Source organism: Chryseolinea sp. H1M3-3 (assembly GCF_029360725.1).
Taxonomy (GTDB): Bacteria; Bacteroidota; Bacteroidia; order Cytophagales; family Cyclobacteriaceae; genus Chryseolinea.
Genome location: NZ_JARKMY010000010.1, coordinates 803,745 through 824,354, shown reverse-complemented (window position 1 = coordinate 824,354; position 20,610 = coordinate 803,745). Strand labels below are relative to the sequence as shown.

Here is a 20,610-nt window from a genome sequence, read left to right as displayed (position 1 = left end):
AAGATTTCTTTCTTTTACTATACCTTCATCCAACAACCAAACCTCCAAAGGGCCATCAACTTGAAAAAAGATCCTTACGTTATTTCCGCGGATACCGTTAAGGAACCTCCGGCATCCTTTATCGGCAAGATCAAATTTTTAGGCCCCGGATTTATTTTGTCGGCATCCATTGTCGGCTCTGGCGAACTAATTGCAACGACTGTCCTGGGCGCGAAAGCAGGCTTCGCCGCGTTATGGATCATCATTGTAAGCTGCCTCGTTAAAGTTGCTGTTCAACTGGAATTTGGCAGGCATACCATTCTTACGGGTGAAACTGTGATGCAGGCATTTAACAAGTTGCCAGGGCCACAGCTTAGACAAGGCAGATGGACAGTCTGGATAATTTTTTTCTTCGTGTCTCTGAAAATCGTTCAGCTGGGGGGCATGGTCGGCGGTACCGTAATTATTCTTAATAAACTGTTTGATGGTTTTTCTATAACGACGTGGGCCCTTATTGTTGCTATTGCAGTTGCCGCGCTTATTTTCAGAGGAAATTACAGCATTGTGGAGAAGGGATCATTGCTGATGATTGGCATGTTCACCATCCTTACGCTTACGTCTTTGTACTTCGTTCAGTTTACTGCCTACGCGTTTTCCTTCGCTGATGTATTTGCGGGGCTGCAATTCAATCTCTCAAATGAGGTAATGGGTGTTGCCATCGGTGCGTTTGGAATTACGGGAGTGGCCAGCGATGAAATTATTGCTTACAACTATTGGTGTTTGGAAAAAGGATATGCTGCTTACACTGGCCCGCGTGAAAACTCGGAAGCTTGGAAAACACGCGCTAAAGGTTGGATTACAACCATGCAATTTGATGCGATGGTCGCCATGATTATTTACACCCTGGTGACTGTTTCATTTTATCTGTTGGGCTCTGCCATTTTATACAGCCGCGGTGAAGTTCCACAAGGCAATGAAGTGATCGATACCCTCGCGTTTATTTATACGGAATCTCTGGGGGCAGGAGTAAAAAACGTTTATTTGGTGGGAGCATTCTTTGTATTGTTCTCAAGCGTATATGCTACGTTAGCATTTTGGACACGATTGTTTCCGGATATCTTCGGTCAATTGGGATGGATCGATTTTTTTAATATTACGCAGCGCAAAAAGCTGATCGCTGTTTTAGCCTGGACTTTTCCTTTCGTGTGGGTGTTTATGTATCTCTTTATCGAGTTGCCGGTGCTGATGGTTTTATCTGGTGGCGTAATTGGATCGTTAATGTTGTTTATAGTAGTGTATGGTGCCTACCATTTTAAGTATACACGCACGCAAATCATTCCGTCGGGTAAGTTTTATACCATCGCTTTCTGGATAAGCGTGATTTCGATTTTCGCTGTCGGCGTTTATGGAGTCATCCAGGTCTTCTTTTAGTACAAAAAACTCGAGAGAACTTTTAAAGTTTCAACGTGGATTACAACTGCTTTCGCAGCAGCCAACTTCCTAACAAATATTCCTACCTTTGGGGCATACTTTTGAACTGTCGTACTTATGCTAGGAGAACTTACCAAAGATCAAATTGAAGACATTCTCAAATCCAATGTGATTGGCAGGCTTGGGTGCTGCAGCCAGCAAAAGATGTATGTGGTTCCTGTTACTTACTGTTATGATGGTGAGTTTGTTTTTGGACATACAGTGGAAGGGATGAAAGTAAAAATGTTACGTGAAAATCCAGCATGCTGTCTCGAAGTAGATATCATGAAAAACATGACCAACTGGAAAAGCGTTATTGCCTGGGGAACTTTCGAAGAACTAAAAGATAAGGAAGCGGAAGAGGCGATGGAGAAATTAATAACCAGACTAGCGCCGCTTATGCCGAGTGAAACCAGTCACCCGCCGCGCATGGGACCTTCACCTGGAATACGAACCAGTACGTTTGCAAAGAACCCCATAATATATCGCATACGACTAACGGAAAAATCGGGTCGTTTCGAAGAGCAGTAGCAAATTATTCCATTGTTCATCCATTGTTCTTCCTGAAATTAAACAGACTTTAGTATCGGAAAAATCTGACGTTAACGCTTCCAGTATTTCTCTCTCAAGTAGTCGTGCGTTTTAAATTCATCATCTCATTTTTATTTCTTATTCCGATACTATCCGGAAATACCCAGGTTGTGCCCTCCCCAGCCCGGCCGATTCAATCGCATCAATCACAGGAGATCGGCATGCTGTACCAACGACATTATCCACCCAAAGAATATGCCGCAGCTTTTCAGAACTGGGGTGGCTTTCAAGATAAGCAGGGCATTATGTTTTTTTCCAATTCTGACGGTGTACTGATGTTCGATGGAAAAGCTTGGTCATTAATTACAACCCCATCGCAAAGTGTCGTCCGCTCCATGGCGGTGGATGATTCTGGAAAAATCTATGTGGGAGCGCTGGATGATTTTGGATACCTCGAACAGCAGAAAAACGGGAATCGCATTTTTATTTCACTGTTGGATAAAGTGAAAACTGATTTGCATTCGATGGGAAATATCTGGCAAACGCATGTCATTAACAATGACGTTTATTTTGAATCTGAGACCGGTCTGTTCTATTGGAATGGAGAAAAATTTAATTTCTGGCCATGGCCCGATCCCCAGGCTTACCATTTCACTTTCGTGTGGAAAGACAAAATATTCTTACAAGAAATCGGTGCAGGTATCATGGAGTTGAAGAACGACTCATTCTCGTTAATTGAACAAGGGCAGTATTTTAAAAACCTAAGAATCTACAATGCGCTTCCTTTTGAAAAAAATCAACTTCAATTAGCCACACAATATGATGGACTGTTTTTATATGACGGCGTAAACGTTCAAAAAATTCAAACCAACGCAGATGCTTTTTTTAAAGCCAATCAAATATACTGTGGGACAATGTTGGCCGATGGTTCGTATGTCTATGGTACGCGTCACGGAGGAGCTATCATGTTGGATCGGGATCACAAGATCCGCTATTTGCTTAACAAAGAGAACGGATTACCGACAAACATCATTTTGGGCCTACTGACAGATCAGGAGGATAATCTATGGCTTTGCCTTGATAACGGAATAAGTAAAGTGGAGGTGAATAATCACTTGAGCCTCTTTAACACCAAGAACGGACTTGATGGTTCGATAAATAATTATTGCCGCTATAACGATAAACTATATGTTACAACCAACACGGGTCTGTATGTATTAAAACATGGAGATGCTCCACAGCACCACGCCCAGTTTCAAAAGATCCCGCAGATCAACATGAGTTGCTGGGGTTTGCTGAAGATCGCCGGACGGATGTTAATTGGTTCAAACATGGGGTTATTTGAAATGGTAGGAGATGAAATTCATAAAATAAGGGAGACCCCGTCATTAGCCATACATCAACTCAAGGGCGACAGCACCCGGATCATTGTGGCACAAAATAAAGGGCTACTATCCCTAAACTTTGCTAAAGGGCGCTGGCACGAAGCAGGATACATTCCGGATATATTTCTGGACGATATAAGTTTTAACGAAACGCATGCGGGCAAACTATGGCTCGCCACATATTCCCAAGGCGCGGTACTTGTTACTTTCCCGGAAAAAAATGGGGTGGTCGATTATGATCGGCACACGGTGACATTTTTAAATAAAAAAAACGGATTGCCGGAAGGATATTTTAAGATTTATTCCATTGGAAACGAAGAGATTTTCAGCACTGGAATTTCATCGAGAATTTTTCGATTCGATTATGCTGATAACCAATTTAGAGAGGATACGGCTTTTGCGAAGAAATTCGGGTTGAAAACCAAACATACGTTTCCGGCTAGTGATGAAGATCATGCAGGAAGATTTTTCTTTAAGACAAAAGATCATCGCCAATTAATATTGGTAACGCCATCTGGAAATTCGTTCACACATGCCTATTATGATATCTCAAGAATTTTTGAACACGTTCATGTTAATAGTTTCCAGGAACACGAAGTGATGTGGAACGGTGGCGCCGACGGAATCGTTCGGTATGAATTAACGGAATCGTCATCTTCATCAAAAAATACTTTTCATACACATCTGAATAAGATTCTCCTGCCTAATGACTCAATCCTTTTTCAAGGCATCGATGGTGTGGCCCAAAATCTTACGCTTCCCTACTCATTAAACTCGATACGATTCGAATTTACCTCCACAAATTTTGCGGCAGCGGAGAATAATGAGTTTCAATACATGTTGGAAGGGTTTGATGATGATTGGTCATCGTGGTCTTCTGAGAATATTAAAGAATACAATCGGTTGTGGGAGGGAAGGTATAAGTTTTTGGTTCGCAGTAAGAACTATGCGCAACAACTCGGAAGTACCGCGGAATTCGCTTTCAGTATATCTCCACCGTGGTACAGAAGTTTTTATGCATACGCCTTTTATTTTATTGGCGCTGCTATTTTTGTTTGGGGTCTGGTTCGTTGGAGATTGCAGCGTGTGTTGAGAGAAAAGGAAGCACTTCAGGCGGAGGTAGCACTTCAAACCAAGGCGATACGCGAACAAAATATTCAACTAGCGGAACAATCGGAAGAATTGAAAATAAATGCGGAGCAATTGAAAGCGCTGGATAAGGTGAAATCAAATTTCTTCGTGAACATATCTCACGAATTCAGAACGCCCTTATCCCTTATATTAAGTCCGCTTGAAAAATATATAGATGAGAAGGAAACGCGGGATATCCGGTTGACCGAATTGGAAAGAATGCACCGCAATGCAAAAAGACTTCAACAGCTGATCAATCAATTACTCGACCTGGCAAAACTGGAATCAGGAGGAATGAAGCTAAATTTTCAGCGCTCAGATTTTATTTACTTTTTACGGGTTCTTACGTCTTCATTTGAGTCGCTTGCCGAAAGTCGGAACATCCAATTTGAACTAAGTATTCAAGGGAATGCTTATGAAACTTTTTTCGATCACGACAAAGTTGAAACCGTTCTCTACAACTTGTTGTCGAATGCGTTCAAATTCACGCCCGACGGGGGTCGCATTTCTTTACACGTAACCCTTCCCAGTGAAAATTCTGACGATCTTGTTACCATCAGCATTAGTGACACGGGACCTGGAATTCCTGCAAATGAAATCGATAAGATCTTCGACCGTTTCTATCAGGTGGATAGTTCAAGCTCCCGGGAATTTGAAGGCAGTGGTATTGGACTGTCCCTGGTGAAAGAGTTGGTTCAGTTGGTGAACGGTACCATTCGGGTTGATAGTAGCGAAGGACAAGGGTCAACGTTTAGGGTACAGCTACCATTGAAGCGGGTTCCGGAACAACAAGTCACTGTAGAGCAAAATTTTGCGGTGCCAGAAAATCAAAGTGTTGAAACGATATCAACAACTGAACTAAATGTTTTGCTGGAAAATGAAAATGAGGTTGCAGACGCATTGATACTGGTCGTAGAGGATAATGCTGATCTAAGATCTTTCCTAATTGAAAATCTGGAGCGCGATTATCACATCATAGTCGCGGAAAACGGATCTCAAGGCTTTGACAAAGCACTTGAATTGATACCAGACTTGATCCTCAGCGACATGATGATGCCGGTAATGGATGGCTTTACGCTCTGCACCAAAATAAGGGAGGACGAACGAACCAGTCATATTCCTTTCATTTTACTAACGGCACGAACGTCCATCGAGAACAAACTGGAAGGACTGGAATTAGGTGCGGACGAATACCTGACCAAACCTTTTCACATCAAAGAGCTCAAAGTGAGGATCAGAAATCTGCTGGATCAACGGAAGAACCTTCGGAAAAGCTTTAGCCGGGAGGTTACGGTGCAGCCTAAAAATATATCCGTTACTTCCGTGGATGAACGTTTTTTAAATCACGCTTTGGAAATTATGGAGGCCCATTTGACGGATCAACAATTTTCTGTAGAGCGGTTTGCCGAAGAAATAGGAATGAGTCGCAAAAACCTGCTCCGAAAGATCAAGGCACTGACTGATAAATCCGTAAACGAGTTTATCCGGAACTTCCGGCTCCAACGTGCCGCCCAACTCTTAGCCGGAAAATCCGGAACCGTCAGTGAAATAGCTTACCAGGTGGGTTTCAACAACCTCTCCTATTTTTCAAAGTGTTTCAAGGAGCTGTTTGGTGTACTACCAAATGAGTACGTTGTTTCAGGTTCAAAGCCGCAGGTTTCAAGTCCTTCCAAATAAAAAATGTGAAACACGCAGGTATAAGGTAGCCAAAGCCGCTTGCAAGCTTTTGATCACAACCCAGCGATGGAATGAGGTCAATATTTCATGAGTGCAGAACGCCGGCACATACTAACATTTCAAGGAGTTGCCAAATGTTGTGAATACAATTTATGGCATCCTGTTTTTCTGAATAATATTTTCCGGCTAAACGCGCCAACGAACAGACATTCCCTGCGCTAAAAATCTGCTTTTTTGGCTCAATTTCCGTGTTTGTCCCATCTGTGTTAATCCTTGTCCCAATTGTATCATGCGATTTTGCATCCGGCCGGAGCGGTTTGCGTGGTAAGACACAGATTTAAAAATAACCTCAAAACAAATAACAAATGAAAACGCAAATTGAAACCCCAGTAATGAAAATTAGAATCTCTGAAGTCATCATGTTTCTGTTGATGATTGGCGTGGTGCTGACCCTTAGCAGCTGTTCTAAGGATGATGAAGTAAAGCCAGATACTCGCCCCCAATTTATTGGTACGTATGCGGTTGAAGATGTGAGCAATGCCAGCGGATATATTTATGAGTACGACGTAACCATTTCGAACGGTGTAAATGGCGACCTGGATCTTTACAATTTTGCTGACATTTTCAATGTACCGATAAAGGCTACGGTGGACGGAAACAAGATCATTATCAAACAACAGTCCTTTACAAACCCAAAAAGCGGTAAAACTATCAAGGTATGGGGCGATGGAACCTTAAACGGCGACAAACTAAACTTTACCTATACAACCGAAGGATTCCTGGATTATTCAGGCACCTGCACGGGTACTAAAAAAACACAATAGTTGGAGCTCAGAGAGGTTAGTTGTTATTCGTTGATCAGCAGGGAAGGATGTGCAGGAGGATCAGCGAGTAACAATTTCCTTTTAAGAGGAATTAGGTTCCTTATTTTAAATAAGCAAATAACTTTACCGGACCCGCATTTTAAAAAAAGATTTCATCGAGGTAATTATCTCATGCTTATCTGTCGAATATAAAATATCCTGACTCTGCTTATTGAATTCCGCTAGCGTTGAGTAGAATTCTGTTTCAGTTAATCCCATCTCATCCATGATCTCTTCTCTCAGCAGCTGATCATGTACCACCTCAACATAAGTCTTTACACGGTTATTTTCGTTGATCAGCTTAACCACCTTTCGTTTATCGCGCTGTGACCTATTAAAATATTCCCATGGAGAAGAGAACGCATCCGCCGTCGACATTTTTCGTGGAGCGGTTCGCGTAGTTCTCACAATTTCACTTGGAGCAAGTCGTGTGCTGCTGATGGTGATTTCCTTTAACATGCGAACCCGTTCCCTTAATCGAATTAAAATGTCAGCTTCTTCAAATAACAACGGAAGCTGCAGATCGACGTAGCCCACCCGTGATAAGATCAAAGTATCCACCGGTGTAGTCGTTATATTAAAATCGCCTTTGTCGTTGGTAACGGTACCTTTATTTGAATTTTTTACTTTGACATGAACACCTTGAAGCGGTGTAAGCGTAAGCGAATCGACGACGATGCCATGCGTTATTCTTTGCGCGAATCCCTGAACTGAAAATGCCAGCAGCAATGCAATGAAATAATATTTTTTAGAAAGGCATCTTAACAGCATGCTTTTGTACGGGGTTTGGCTTTTTAGATGCGCAGACGCATCATTAAGTTTTATTGGCCAGCTGACCGCAAGCAGCATCGATATCTTTGCCGCGACTTTTACGAATGCGCGTGGTGATACCATTACTTTCTAAAAGTTCCATATACATATTTAAAGATGCTTCTGACGCTTGCTGAAATTCACCATCATCGATAGGGTTGTATTCAATCAGGTTGACTTTAGACGGAATGATTTTGCAAAATTTTAACAACGCCCGTGCATGCGCCTCGGTATCATTGATATTTTTCCATACTACATATTCGTAAGTTACCTTACGCTTGGTTTTATCGTACCAATAGCGCAACGCATCGGCCAATTCATCCAATGGATTGGTGTCATTGATCGGCATAATCGAAGAACGTGTTTTGTCCAAGGCGGCATGCAATGAAACGGCGAGATTGAACTTCACACCATCATCGGCCATCTTCATGATCATCTTTGCAATTCCCACCGTAGAAACGGTGATCCTTTTCGATGCCATGTTCAATCCTTTCTGTGCAGTGATTTTGTCGATGGCAGAAATTACATTCGCATAATTTAGCAACGGTTCGCCCATACCCATAAACACGATGTTGGTGAGCGGCCGGCCAAAGAACAGTTCTGATTGTTCTTTTATCGCCACCACCTGATCATAAATCTCATCTGCACTCAGGTTACGCTGACGTTTCAGCCTGGCAGTAGCGCAAAACTTACAGGCTAAACTGCAACCGACCTGCGACGATACACAGGCAGTGATTCTTTTTTCGGTAGGGATTAAAACTGATTCGACAACCATGCCATCATAGAGCATCACGGCGTTTTTTATTGTACCGTCGGCACTGCGCTGCATCTGGTCAACCTTGATGTGATTGATCGTGAAGTGCTCTTTCAGCATATCCCGAAGGCCGACTGAAAGATTGGTCATTTGATCGAAGTTCTTGGCAGATTTATTCCACAACCATTCGTACACCTGTTTGGCCCGGAATGGCTTTTCGCCGTGCTGCTGAAAGAACGCGGTTAGCTCCTCAAGCTTGAGTTTGCGGATATCACGTTTGGAACCAGTTTCTACCATCTTGCAAAGGTAGGAAAACATTGGTCGCAAAAGGGCGGTTCCAGCACCCTAAAATATTTTGCGAGCCGGCGCAGGGCTTTAGAAGCCAGGATGCTATGTTACTTTAAACGCACGAAGATTTTAGTCTCGCACACGCGGTCTACGTTCGAAATAATCAGGGAATCGCCATCTATTTTTTCGACGGTAAAGCCATCAATGATGGTTCTGGATTTTTTATCCAGTATGTAGAGCGTTTCCTGGTTGTACCGGTAAAGAAATGACCTGGAGTTATAATCCTTTTTCTTGTTGATGATTTTTGTGCTTTCGGATCCAGTATTATTGTCTTTAAACTCGAGGACCTGCGGTTCTGCACCCGAGAGACCTTTCATGTCGTCCACCATTTCTTTAACGCCGGCTTCTTCTTCACCCAATTCGCTCTCTACACAATTGCTTTGTTTAACCAGCTGCCAGCGTCCTACAATGCTTTGTGCTTGACAAACCAACCCCGCAGTACATAAAACAAAGACTAAAACGAATACTCTCATAAGTCATTTCGTATTTAGCCAAAGTTACCAAAATTCAGGCCATCAATCGTTATCGGTATTTATTTTCCTTAATATCAGATTTTGGACAAACAAGTGCGGATTTCATCTTTGAAAACTCGTTTTATTACCCGTAATTTTCCGCCTTCAAAATTCTGCATGGACAAAAGTACTGCCATTGTTATCACAGGTGGATACCTGGATACCTCAAGCGCCAAAACAGCACATGGATTAATTAGAGGAACTGACCGCTTTGAAATTCTTGGAATAATAGACGACAAGAATCAAGGTAAGGATGCTGGTGAAGTTTTGGACGGCAAGAAACGAAGGATACCTATTTATGCAACCGTCGAGGATTTTAATAACTCTGGTCAGAAAGCGAAATATTGTATCGTGGGTGTTGCCACGAAAGGTGGTGTAATACCAGATTCTCTTCGTGAAGTGATGAAAGAAGCATTACAAGGAGGTTTGAGTATTGTCAATGGGTTGCACGAATATGTTTCTGACATTCCCGAATTAGTATCATTGGCCCAGGAAAAAAGATTGGAGATCATTGACGTTCGCAAGCCTAAAAAAGTAAAAGATCTTCATTTCTGGTCCGGGAAAATTAAGGAAGTTAAATGCCCTAAAATCGCGGTGCTGGGAACAGATTGTGCCTTGGGAAAACGTACCACCACACGCTTTTTGGTGGAGGCAATGCGCAAGGCAGGGTACAAAGCGGAAATGATTTATACCGGGCAAACCGGATGGATGCAGGGTGCCAAATATGGTTTTGTTTTCGATTCAACCCTCAATGATTTTATTTCGGGCGAAATGGAACATGCTGTTGTCACCTGTTATCATGAAGCCAAGCCGGATATCATTTTTATTGAAGGGCAATCATCGCTTCGTAACCCCAGCGGGCCCGCAGGCGCTGAGTGGATCGTTTCTGCGGATGCTGATGCCGTTGTATTACAACATAATCCGGCGCGAAAACAATATAAGGATATGGAATACTATCCCGCTTACCTGCCTGACTTAAAGGATGAAATTGCTTTGATCCAGATCTATGGTGCGCCTACCGTAGCCGTTACCATCAATAGCGCAAAGATGAAAGAGCAGGAAGCCCGGGCTGCAGCAAAAAAATATGCACAGGATCTAGGCATTCCCGCCATTCTACCGTTAGAAGATGGTGTTGGCGGTCTTGTACCAATTTTTGAAACACTCATTAAAAATAGCTTAGCCAAAGTCTAGAATAGAAACCATGATGAACACAACACCCAACTTCAACACTCCGAACCTCAACACCTCAACACTTCCAGCATGAAAATTAAAGACATAAAAGTTTGGAGCGTTGACCTAGGAAACACAAAGCCCTATACCATAGCTTTCAAAACCATTGATGAGGTAAAAAACGCTTTTGTGGAAATAACACTGGACAATGGTGTGACCGGCATTGGAGCAGGCAACCCCAGTGAATATGTAGTAGGGGAGACGTTAGATCAATGTCTCGATGCATTAAAAGAAAAGAATATTCAGTTCCTGATCGGGCGCGATATCCGTGAATTCAATCAACTTAATTTTGAAGTCTGGAAAAAATTCCCTGACAACCCTTCCGCCAGAGCTGCGCTGGATATCGCGTTGCATGATGCATTCACCAAGTTTTTAGGAATTCCGTTGGTTAAATTTCTCGGCCAAAAAATCAAGAAGCTTCCTACGTCAAATACCATTGGAATAAAAAGTGTAGAAGACACGTTGAAAGAAGCGCAGGATTACATCAAGCGTGGTTTTAAGGTAATCAAAGTAAAACTGGGAAAAGACCTGGATGAAGATGTAGAACGTGTTTTAAAGCTGCGCGAGAAATTTGGTAATGGAATTGTCATCCGTTGTGATGCGAACCAAGGGTACACTACCGAACAAACCATTCAGTTTTACGGACGTACGTATGATGTCGATGTGGAATTGATTGAACAACCGCTTCCCGCTAAAGAGATCTCCGAAATGAAAAGCCTGCCGAAGGAAGTAAGACAGGTGATTGCAGCAGACGAATCATTGATAACACCAGCCGATGCGATTGAGCTGATCAAGCCGCCGAAAGCAGCCGCCATTTTTAACATCAAGCTGATGAAATGCGGCGGAGTAAGTCAGGCTTTGAAAATTGCTGACATCGCTTTGCACGAAAATATTGACTTGTTCTGGGGATGTAACGACGAAAGTATTGTAAGTATTACTGCCGCCCTACACGCGGCATTTGCTTGCTCAAACACGAAGTACATCGACCTCGACGGCAGCTTCGACCTCGGCCGCGATGTCGTAAAAGGTGGATTCATTTTGAAAGATGGATTCATGATGTGCTCGGATAAACCCGGTTTAGGAGTAGAACGGATTTAGGTTTAATGGCCGGGACTACCTTCTATCGTCGTTATAAATGGTAGTTCGTAGTCGGTGGTAAAGGTGTAGATCTCATGCGACTTGTATAGCCTTAGCACTAGTCTACGCCCCAGCACTAGCTTATGTCGGGCGCTTACATTTCCCAACCATCACCTCCCACCGGTTACGTCAAAGATCGATCCGGTAACATAGGAAGCTTCGTCCGAGAGCAACCAAAGAATCATGTTTGCTACTTCTTCCGGCTGACCGCCCCGTTTTAACGGTATGAGTGACTTGACACGTTCAATTCGGCCAGGCTCGCCGGCTTTTGCATGGATGTCGGTGTGGATTAGACCTGGCCGAACAACGTTAACACGAATATTTTCGTCCGCGATCTCTTTTGCTAATCCGATGGTCATCGTATCGATGGCACCCTTGGCAGCTGCGTAATCGATGTATTCGAACGGTGCACCTAATCGCGCAGCGATCGATGATAAGTTGACGATGCTTCCGCCCGCTCCGCCGAGTTTCGTCGACATACGTTTAATGGCTTCCCTTGCGCATAAAAAACTTCCAAACACATTGGTAGCAAAAGTTTTTTGAAGGCGTTCTTCTGTCATATTAATAAATCGTTCTTGTTGCAGAATGATACCCGCGTTGTTCACTAACCCTGATATTCTTCCAATCTGATGATCGATCTGTTTAAATAATCTGAGAACTTCTGCTTCTTTTGAAATGTCGGCTTTAAAGGCGAACGCATGCCCACCGTCGTTTTCAATTTCCTTTACGACGCTATTTGCCGCGTCATCATTCTTGTGATAATTTATACAAACAGTATAATTTCTTTTGGCAGCCAGGCGTGCCGTTGCCGCACCAATCCCCTGACTCCCGCCGGTAATTAAGATAATCTTATTCATTGAATAAATTTATGAGATGGGAGGAAAACTACAATAGGTTCAAGTCTCTGCCGAGTGACTATTGCCGTGGCTTGCTGGAAATAGTGTTTGCTTTTCCGATGGTTTGTGTTTTGATTCCTCACCTCTTAACCAACTACAAACCCAGTTCCCGGATTTTAACATTCCGGTAGTACACCTCAGCGTATTCGGATTGTAGCAGAATTTTTCCACCGATCAGGCTTGCATTCTCTCCGAAGTTCACAATAACACCGTTGACGATGTGAACACATTTCCCGTTGAAGGAAATTACTTCGACGGTGTTCCACTCACCGGTTGGTTTCTCGGCATCTTTCTTTTTTACAATCTGTGAATAACGTTGTGGTGCATTTTGTTTTTTATCTACCTGTATAGTGCTGTAGCCTATAAGCCAAAAATCACCAACATCACCTTCCTGAATCTGGCATTCAATGGATTGTGGCCAAATCTTATCGGATTCCTCAGCCGGTACGTTGTAACAAATGCCACTATCGCGTTTTGCGTTATCACGCGGCGGCCATCGCTTTTGTCCCCATTTGAAATCTAGGGTGAAATGATAATTGCCATACGCTTTTTCACTCATGATGTAACCAAGTGTTTTTCCTGTGTCAGCAATTTCTCCGTTTGCGACTGTAAAATTTCCTTCAGGATCATTATTCTTTCCTTTACCTTCTAGCCAGGTATACCAGCCGTTAAGATTTTCGCCATTGAACAGGGAAGTGAATTTTTCTGAAAGGTTTACAGGCTTGATATTTTTCACCAGGAAGACATAATCATTATAATCACCATTCGCAGCTTCCTCCATACCAACGAGATAGGTATTGGGAATAGTTTTTCCGGTGTTATCACGCACTGGGTAAATGCGGATAGCATGGGTGGCATGCGTTGGATAAAAAAGCATGTTCCAAATATCTTCAGAATAGAGCGTATGCCCCGGGCTTGTAGCATAAAACCCGAATTGTTTATCACCCGGATCAAAAGACGTTGCGCCTTCTGCCAGGGCTGGATACAAAGTTTGGTGCTCCGGAATATTTCCAGCCGCTGCCAATATACCCGCTTGATGTTGAACGGGGCCATGATTTCCCTGAGTGTAGTATCCAAAGTTCAGTGGAAAGTCGGGTGAGTAACGGGCAACAGGTATCATTACTACCGTTCCTGTATCTGCTTTCACAAAAAGGGACGGCGTAAGTTCTTCACCTTGTAATTCAGGCCGGAGGTGATTTGCCAACGTGGTCCAGCCGAGGTTGATTTTTAGTCCGAGAGCCTCCACTACCTGCGCCAACGGTGCCTCGTTTTCACCTTCAAGCCCTTGCGTACTGAGCCCATAAAGTGGTATCGTTAAAGTATTGCTATTGATTTTTACAAATGCTTCTGCAATACCAGTAAAATTTGAAGGCGGTTCGAAAACGAGAGCGATTTTTGCCGGCTTACCAACGGAGATTTTTGAAAAGGATTTATTGGTCAAACGGAAATAGGATGCATGCGTGCCTGCAATTTTTATATCTCTTATGTTATAATCGCGATTTGAAAAAAGGATCAACGTATCACATCGACTTGTCGTACCTTTAATGGCAGACAAACTAATAAGACTTTTGTTGGCACTGATTACCCGTTCTTGTGCTTCTGAAATGCCAATGAAAAAGATGAAAATGAAAAGTTGTAATACGATTGGTTTAGCTATCATTACTTTAAGGTTGTAGGAGGTGATGTTAACTGAAGTACAAAATTTAAGACACGTATGCATTTTCTGATATTCATCTAACGATTATACAGCTTCAACTTCTGCTTTTCGTGGGATTGTTAAGACCCGTGCTGTACGGTTATTAAATGTATTGTTTTCATAATGAATTCGGATAAATCGAATGATAAAATATTTATCTTGGAAATGCTTTTATTAAACCCAATTAACTAAAAATGAAAAACCATTTAAAATTTTCCGGTGGCACATTACTCGCCATTGGGCTTCTAATCAGCGCCTGTCAAGGTAAAAAGACCGAGACGGTTGTAAACGAAGCTGATTCTGTCGCACAGGACTCTGTTGCGAAAAAAGAACTACCAAAACCGATAAACGAGCCGCTGGTGACTCACATGTATACCGCAGATCCCTCGGCCCATGTGTTCAATGGGAAAATTTATATTTATCCTTCCCACGACATAGAGTCCAACGTACCTCAGGACGATGAAGGCGGCCATTTTGATATGAAAGATTATCACGTGCTGTCGATGGATAGCATCGGCGGAAAAGTGACTGACCATGGTGTGGCATTGGATATCAAAGATGTGCCTTGGGCGGGCCGCCAAATGTGGGCGCCGGATGCAGCTTTCAAAAATGGCAAGTATTATTTGTACTTCCCGGTTAAGGATAAGAAGGACGTTTTTCATATCGGCGTTGCTACAAGCGCTTCCCCGACGGGCCCATTCAAGGCGGAGCCTAACTTTATCAAGGGAAGTTACAGCATTGACCCTGCCGTGTTTACGGATACAGATGGAAAATCATATATGTACTTCGGTGGTATCTGGGGCGGACAGCTTCAGCGGTGGAGCGATGGGAAATATGATTCTACGGGGTCAAAGACCGATTTAAAAAAAGACAGCCTTCCTGCGATCAGCCCGCGCGTTGCATTAATGAGCAAGGATATGTTAAGCTTTGCAGGACCTGTGAAGGACGTAAAAATTCTTGATCCGGAAGGAAAGCCGCTGTTGGGCGGTGACCACGACAGAAGGTTTTTCGAGGCTTCCTGGGTGCACAAATACAACGGCAAGTATTACTTTTCGTACTCTACCGGCGACACCCATTTTATCGCTTATGCAATTGGTGACAGTCCCTATGGACCATTTACTTACAAAGGCGTAATCTTAAACCCTGTCGTGGGCTGGACAAATCACCACTCCATTGTTGAGATCAATGGCAAATGGTATTTGTTCTACCATGACAGCGTGTTCTCAGAAGATAAAACGCATTTAAGAACAATAAAGGTAACTGAGCTGAAGTATAACCCTGATGATACCATTCAGCCAATTGACGCGTACCATAAGTAGTCGTTTCTAAATCAAAAGAAATCAAAAAAGCATGTTGGACAACGACATGCTTTTTTTGTTTGCCGCCCATTTTTTTGAGAACGCTACGCAAGCAGTCTCAGCCTGAGTGTGATTTTATTTATTGCTCTGCATGAAGCCCGACCCTGTTGCCTTCGGAATCCATAATGACTGCTATATAGCCGGCGTTCATTTCTGTTTTGGGCACAATGATTTTACCTCCCGCCTGCGTTACTTTGTTTAGCACAATCTCGATGCTTGGACTTGCATTGATGTAAACCATTGTTCCATTGCCGGATGGAGAATTCGTGTTCGACTTGGCTAAAACACCCGTTACTCTTCCTGAGGTGGCTTGTATGACACTGGGGTCATAGGGGAAAAAGGTTAGTTCTTCATCGGTTCCTGGAAAGGCACGCGTCGTCATCTCAATGTCAAGAATAGTTTCATAAAATTTCTTCGCTCTTGTTGTATCAACGACAGGAATTTCAAACCAGGTCAGGATGTTGGTCTGTGAATCTATTTTTTTCAACTTTTGCATAGTGATATATTTTTATGCAAAGTTTGAAAATGCATTTCGCGTTGACCTGTGACGATCGTCACAAAAATGCGCGGCGTTTTCTAATTCTGCTAAGCGTTTCTCGGGCAACGCCCAGGAATGAAGCCAATTGCGTAAGCGGAACGCGTTGGAGGATTTGAGGATGTTTAGATTCTATGTATTCCAATCGCTCCTGGGGTGAATAAAGTTTAAACAAGTTTGAAAATTCTTCCTGCTTTGACGCATATAGCCGGATACAGTTGCGTCCTAACGTTTCGATTTCAGGTGTTTGTTTAGATGCCTGAAATAGTTTTTCCTTATCGAAGCAGATGGCAGTTAAAGGCTCACAGGCTATAATGCTATATGCCGATTTCTGCCCACTGCCAAAGCTGTTGATATTTGTTGCGATCTCGTTTTCAAAAAAGAAACCGGTATTTTTTATAATGCCATCGACTTCATAGTAACTTTTACAATAACCTTTGTCGATATAAAAGAGAGCATGGCAGACGTCTCCGGCTTTAAGCAAAAATTGATTTTTCCTGAGCTCTTTTTTAGTTAATGCCGGCAGCAACTGTTTCCAACTATCGTCAGAAAATTCTGTCAGTGCGTGAATATATTTCAGAAGGTTTTCCATTTTATTTGGATTCCTTTGGTACTGAATTTCTGGTTATTACTGAGGCACTAATTCGAGGCTAGGGATGATGAATGCTGAACGATGAATGGCGTACTCCTGGTCGCCCGGCTCATCCGTTGTGATTTTAAGCTTGTCGAAATCGGGGAAGTCGTCGGTGAATTTTAAATAGAATAACTTTTGATCGCCCGTTGTGGTCAGATGCTGCTCGCTTAGTACGTTACCCTGTTGGTCACATAACATGGCCTTGATCCTGCTGATCTTAAAAACAGTTTTGGATATCCGGAGGATGATCGTTTCTCCCTTCCGTGCACTAAAGCTGGAAGGTTTGAAGGCGACAGCCTTTGCTTTTCGTAAGTAATCTGTTATGGCCGCGGTATAAGGATTGGGCAGTTTTAGTTGCCGCGCCTTTTGTTGATAATACGCTTTCTGCTTTGGATTCTCCATAGCATTGCTCGCATAGTTTGCAGCCTCCCTGAAACGGTCGCGTGCCAGTCGTCGGGCTTCGGTATTAGTCTCATTCTTATAGACAGGACGCAGGGAAACAATGGTTTTACCATTGTAGTTACGAAAAATGAAGTCCCCGACTGCTCCTCTGATGTGTCTGTGTAGGGTGCTTGTAGCTTCGGCCATGGACGTGATTTTAAAAAGACGATCAAATATAGCATGCCAATCCATCGGATCATAAACTATAGGCAATAAATAAGCAATCTGTAGTAAGAGTGTAGGAACTTTAATGCTCTACAAACGCACAAAAACGAAAATTCTCCAAATTTTGAGGTTTTGTCGTTTTTTTGCGGTTGAAAAAAACCTGCTTGAACCAGGGCCGAAGGATCAAAAAAGACGGGAAATCCATTTGAGCTCAACTACGAAAGCGTTGACATCAGGCGGGGAATAGCCGTGTATGAAATGGGGTAGCAAGTTTTCCGAACGGTGTGTGTTATTCCGGGAGGTGGTTCTTTTAATCGTTCTAAATATATATCTGTATCCCAACGCTAATGATAGTTTGACATTAATATAGCTGATCGTACAAATAACGAAGGGTAATCATCAACAAATCCTAGTTCATCTACTTCGATCTTTGCTTCAAAGTCGTTGGGAATATTCTCATAGTGATATTCGTTTTTTGAAAGGCGGATGTACTTCTGTTTAACGGGTATTATTTGTTGTTCTAAAAGGTTGACATAGATAACCTGTATTTGTCTTTCTTCACCCGGTGCAAATTTGAGTCTGTTAATGGGCAACGTATTTGTAAACGGTGTTAAGGGAATGTCAACGTCAATACATCCTTTGAATTGATCAGCGTGTTTGCCATCGACCTTCCAATTGCCCTTACCATCGCTTTCAAATAGAATGTGTTTTCGTTGATCGCTATGCTGACTATGGATTTCAAAATAAATGGTTTCCCAATGTTGATTTGTTTTGATTTTATAGGCTACCCGGTAGATCTTTTCCTCGTACCTGCCAACAATGATCGAATCGATTTCCGAGCCTTCGTCGGTCGTATTTACCAGGCAGTTTTCCAGTGAGTAATATTCACGTCCCGCCCAAAGGAGGTTTGACTGCATAAAAAAATGTTTGATTACAATGTATGAATGCTAAACGCCAAGTTCCGAAGAATGTAGTAATTTAAACAACCTGTAGCTCGAAAGGTTAGCGTTACCGTTTTGACTTTGCACCATCCGCCCATACCACTAGCCCATTCGTTAGTGTGCCAAACCATTTATTGCCAGCTTTATCAATCACCATTGTGAGGATGTGATCATCGGGCAATCCGCTGTTGGTTTTTGTAAAACTCCTCCATGTGGTATTGTCATAGCAGGTAATGCCTGTTGAGCTGGTGATCCATTTTACGTTGTCTGCCAGGGTAATGGCAGTTATACCGCCACCACCAAAATGAGCTGAAGTAAATCGATTATAAATATCCCATCTGTCGCCGTCTATGCGCACGACCATTCCACCCATAGTACCTTTTACGCCCATCCAGACAACGTTCTCTGAATCAACGGCCAGTACATCTGGAAAACATGAGTTTAAATTGCGTTGGTCAAGCTTATAAGAAGTCCACGAGTCACCATCGTATTTTAGCAACCTTCCTACAAATGCAAAATGGTCAAATGAACCCATCCATAACGTGCCATCGGAGGCTGTTGCAAGTGAACTGACGTACATATCCATCAATGCAGATTCGGGGTCATCATAGCGTTCCCACGCAATGCCATCATATTTTCCTAATCCCTTATCCGTTCCGATCCATAAAATATTTGAACGGCTGTCGTAGTGGAGTTTGGTAATAAATTGATTTGCAAATTTTTCACTTACCGACCACACTGTGCCGTCATACTTACCTAAACCCTTATCGGTTCCAACCCAGGTATTACCCGATTTGTCAACCGCGATTGAGGTGATAAAATCAGAAGGGAGTGACGCATTTGCTGTTGTAAACGTGCTCCATTGATCGCCGTCAATTCTTGTCAATCCGGCGGGAGTGCCGACCCATTTGATATCATTTTCAATAACGATAGCCTGGATTTGATCACTGCTAAGCGCCGAGTTACTGGTATTATAAATGGTCCATCCCGCTGCTTGTTTAACCGGGACATCTTCTGAGCAAGAGGTAAATGTGAGGAGTATAATCGCGGCGACAAGTTTTTTCATAAAAGATTGAAACGAACCGGCAGCCTGAAAGTTGTTGTGATTGTATGGAAGAAAGGTTGGTTACATTCTTAGGGTAGGTTTGCTCTTTTTCGTGTGAATGATCTGGAGCGTTTCCTTATCAAGTTATTGGTGTTGTTCTTTTGCTTTCTCATATTCACTTAAACAGGTATCAAGAGGTTTGCCTTGATTATAGATACAATCGCAAAAATCTCCACAAGCATTCGGGTATTCACTATTGATACATGAATTAGTGCATTCAAGCACAGAATTGCCGGGCCGGATATTGTATAGAAAATGGTTTATTAATATTACCGATGCTACGGTGGCAAGAACACATCCAAAAAACACAAAAGGAAACTTGTTGCTCAGTGCGATCTTTTTAGTTGTGCTGTTGTCTTTAAATTGTTTAAACGGCAGAATGTATTTTAGGCGGTCATAATTCCAAGCCAAGAGATATAAGTTTGCCAGTACCATCAGCGTTGTGATGCGGGTGCCCTCAAATCGAACGGCATAAGCCAGGATACAAATATTCAGGATTATGGGAAAATAAATCAGGGCACCCAGCAGGGCTGTTCTTGGAATTAATAGCAAAAGTGCAGCTATAACCTGTACCACGCCGATAAACGTATAGTAATATCCTGTAAGGTGTAATGCGTCAAAATATTGGCCCAATGGATGATTAGCGGATAAGTCAGTGAACCGTTCACCCATAATTTTTACTATTCCCGACGGAATGAACCCCAGGGCTAACGTTATGCGGCAAAAAATGGCAAAGTAACGAAGCCATTTGTTTCTCTTTGCTTCCTCGTACTGTTGTTCGAGTTTAGAAAGTATAGTCATGAATGTGTTTTTGATGTTATTAACTTATTTGACATAAAGTCTATGCAACCATGTTTTTCTAAACTTATTACCAGACTTTACTATCGGTATGAAAAACTGATGGTAATTTTTAAATAAATGCATCGAGTTTGTATTGAATTAAAAGTACTTTGTATTTCAAAGTTAATACATCTAGTTGAAAAAAACTATTCCTTCTAACTACGTCGAGGCT

General features: G+C 42.6%; 18 protein-coding genes. 7 read left to right on the top strand and 11 right to left on the bottom strand.

The genetic code is table 11. The features are described from left to right. Window positions 1–60 precede the first annotated feature (60 nt). The 4 genes from P2W71_RS20340 to P2W71_RS20325 all read left to right on the top strand — a co-directional run bounded on the left by P2W71_RS20340 (window position 61) and on the right by P2W71_RS20325 (window position 6,997). Window positions 61–1,410: an Nramp family divalent metal transporter gene (locus tag P2W71_RS20340; RefSeq protein WP_276373165.1), complete on the top strand. Its 1,350-nt coding sequence runs from the start codon at window positions 61–63 to the stop codon at window positions 1,408–1,410. Between the two features lie 117 nt (window positions 1,411–1,527). Next, complete coding sequence (locus tag P2W71_RS20335; protein WP_276373164.1) at window positions 1,528–1,980, top strand: pyridoxamine 5'-phosphate oxidase family protein; 453 nt, start codon at window positions 1,528–1,530, stop codon at window positions 1,978–1,980. A 104-nt stretch (window positions 1,981–2,084) separates the two neighbouring features. After that, window positions 2,085–6,173: a hybrid sensor histidine kinase/response regulator transcription factor gene (locus tag P2W71_RS20330; RefSeq protein WP_276373163.1), complete on the top strand. Its 4,089-nt coding sequence runs from the start codon at window positions 2,085–2,087 to the stop codon at window positions 6,171–6,173. Window positions 6,174–6,538: 365 nt separating this feature from the next. After that, window positions 6,539–6,997, top strand: coding sequence for a hypothetical protein (locus P2W71_RS20325; protein ID WP_276373162.1), 459 nt, complete (start codon window positions 6,539–6,541; stop codon window positions 6,995–6,997). A 123-nt stretch (window positions 6,998–7,120) separates the two neighbouring features. On the opposite strand, the gene P2W71_RS20320 is transcribed toward P2W71_RS20325, so the two are convergent. From P2W71_RS20320 to P2W71_RS20310, 3 genes are all read right to left on the bottom strand, one after another. Further along, window positions 7,121–7,807, bottom strand: a complete 687-nt coding sequence (locus tag P2W71_RS20320) for a carboxypeptidase-like regulatory domain-containing protein (RefSeq protein ID WP_276373161.1) — start codon at window positions 7,805–7,807, stop codon at window positions 7,121–7,123. A gap of 43 nt (window positions 7,808–7,850) precedes the next feature. Continuing rightward, window positions 7,851–8,897, bottom strand: coding sequence for a 23S rRNA (adenine(2503)-C(2))-methyltransferase RlmN (rlmN, locus tag P2W71_RS20315; RefSeq protein ID WP_276373160.1), 1,047 nt, complete (start codon window positions 8,895–8,897; stop codon window positions 7,851–7,853). A 98-nt stretch (window positions 8,898–8,995) separates the two neighbouring features. After that, the gene (locus tag P2W71_RS20310) at window positions 8,996–9,421 is read right to left on the bottom strand and encodes a hypothetical protein (RefSeq protein ID WP_276373159.1); all 426 of its coding nucleotides are present in this window, start codon (window positions 9,419–9,421) and stop codon (window positions 8,996–8,998) included. Between the two features lie 156 nt (window positions 9,422–9,577). Between P2W71_RS20310 and P2W71_RS20305 the strand changes: the two genes are divergently transcribed. Next, a complete protein-coding gene (locus P2W71_RS20305; protein ID WP_276373158.1) occupies window positions 9,578–10,651 on the top strand; it encodes a DUF1611 domain-containing protein in 1,074 nt (357 codons plus the stop codon). A gap of 69 nt (window positions 10,652–10,720) precedes the next feature. Then, a complete protein-coding gene (locus P2W71_RS20300; RefSeq protein ID WP_276373157.1) occupies window positions 10,721–11,788 on the top strand; it encodes a dipeptide epimerase in 1,068 nt (355 codons plus the stop codon). Window positions 11,789–11,937: 149 nt separating this feature from the next. Here P2W71_RS20300 and P2W71_RS20295 read toward each other — a convergent pair whose 3' ends face one another. Next, entirely contained in the window at window positions 11,938–12,684 is a 747-nt protein-coding gene (locus tag P2W71_RS20295) for an SDR family oxidoreductase (protein WP_276373156.1), read from the bottom strand. A 133-nt stretch (window positions 12,685–12,817) separates the two neighbouring features. Then, on the bottom strand, window positions 12,818–14,383 hold the full coding sequence (locus P2W71_RS20290) for a DUF1080 domain-containing protein (RefSeq protein WP_276373155.1): 1,566 nt from the start codon (window positions 14,381–14,383) through the stop codon (window positions 12,818–12,820). 230 nt (window positions 14,384–14,613) lie between these two features. On the opposite strand from P2W71_RS20290, the gene P2W71_RS20285 reads away from it, so the two are divergent. Further along, window positions 14,614–15,738, top strand: coding sequence for a glycoside hydrolase family 43 protein (locus P2W71_RS20285; RefSeq protein WP_276373154.1), 1,125 nt, complete (start codon window positions 14,614–14,616; stop codon window positions 15,736–15,738). 118 nt (window positions 15,739–15,856) lie between these two features. Here the strand turns inward: P2W71_RS20285 and P2W71_RS20280 are convergent, their stop codons facing one another. From P2W71_RS20280 to P2W71_RS20255, 6 genes are all read right to left on the bottom strand, one after another. Then, the gene (locus tag P2W71_RS20280) at window positions 15,857–16,273 is read right to left on the bottom strand and encodes a VOC family protein (RefSeq protein WP_276373153.1); all 417 of its coding nucleotides are present in this window, start codon (window positions 16,271–16,273) and stop codon (window positions 15,857–15,859) included. A 58-nt stretch (window positions 16,274–16,331) separates the two neighbouring features. Next, window positions 16,332–16,904: a Crp/Fnr family transcriptional regulator gene (locus P2W71_RS20275; protein ID WP_276373152.1), complete on the bottom strand. Its 573-nt coding sequence runs from the start codon at window positions 16,902–16,904 to the stop codon at window positions 16,332–16,334. Window positions 16,905–16,940: 36 nt separating this feature from the next. Then, the gene (locus P2W71_RS20270; RefSeq protein ID WP_276373151.1) at window positions 16,941–17,534 is read right to left on the bottom strand and encodes a hypothetical protein; all 594 of its coding nucleotides are present in this window, start codon (window positions 17,532–17,534) and stop codon (window positions 16,941–16,943) included. A 362-nt stretch (window positions 17,535–17,896) separates the two neighbouring features. Next, window positions 17,897–18,469 carry a putative glycolipid-binding domain-containing protein gene (locus P2W71_RS20265; protein WP_276373150.1) on the bottom strand — a complete coding sequence of 191 codons (573 nt, stop codon included), beginning with the start codon at window positions 18,467–18,469 and terminating at the stop codon, window positions 17,897–17,899. Window positions 18,470–18,560: 91 nt separating this feature from the next. Beyond that, on the bottom strand, window positions 18,561–19,559 hold the full coding sequence (locus P2W71_RS20260; RefSeq protein ID WP_276373149.1) for a two-component regulator propeller domain-containing protein: 999 nt from the start codon (window positions 19,557–19,559) through the stop codon (window positions 18,561–18,563). 123 nt (window positions 19,560–19,682) lie between these two features. Beyond that, window positions 19,683–20,399 carry a DoxX family protein gene (locus tag P2W71_RS20255; RefSeq protein ID WP_276373148.1) on the bottom strand — a complete coding sequence of 239 codons (717 nt, stop codon included), beginning with the start codon at window positions 20,397–20,399 and terminating at the stop codon, window positions 19,683–19,685. Window positions 20,400–20,610: the final 211 nt, after the last annotated feature.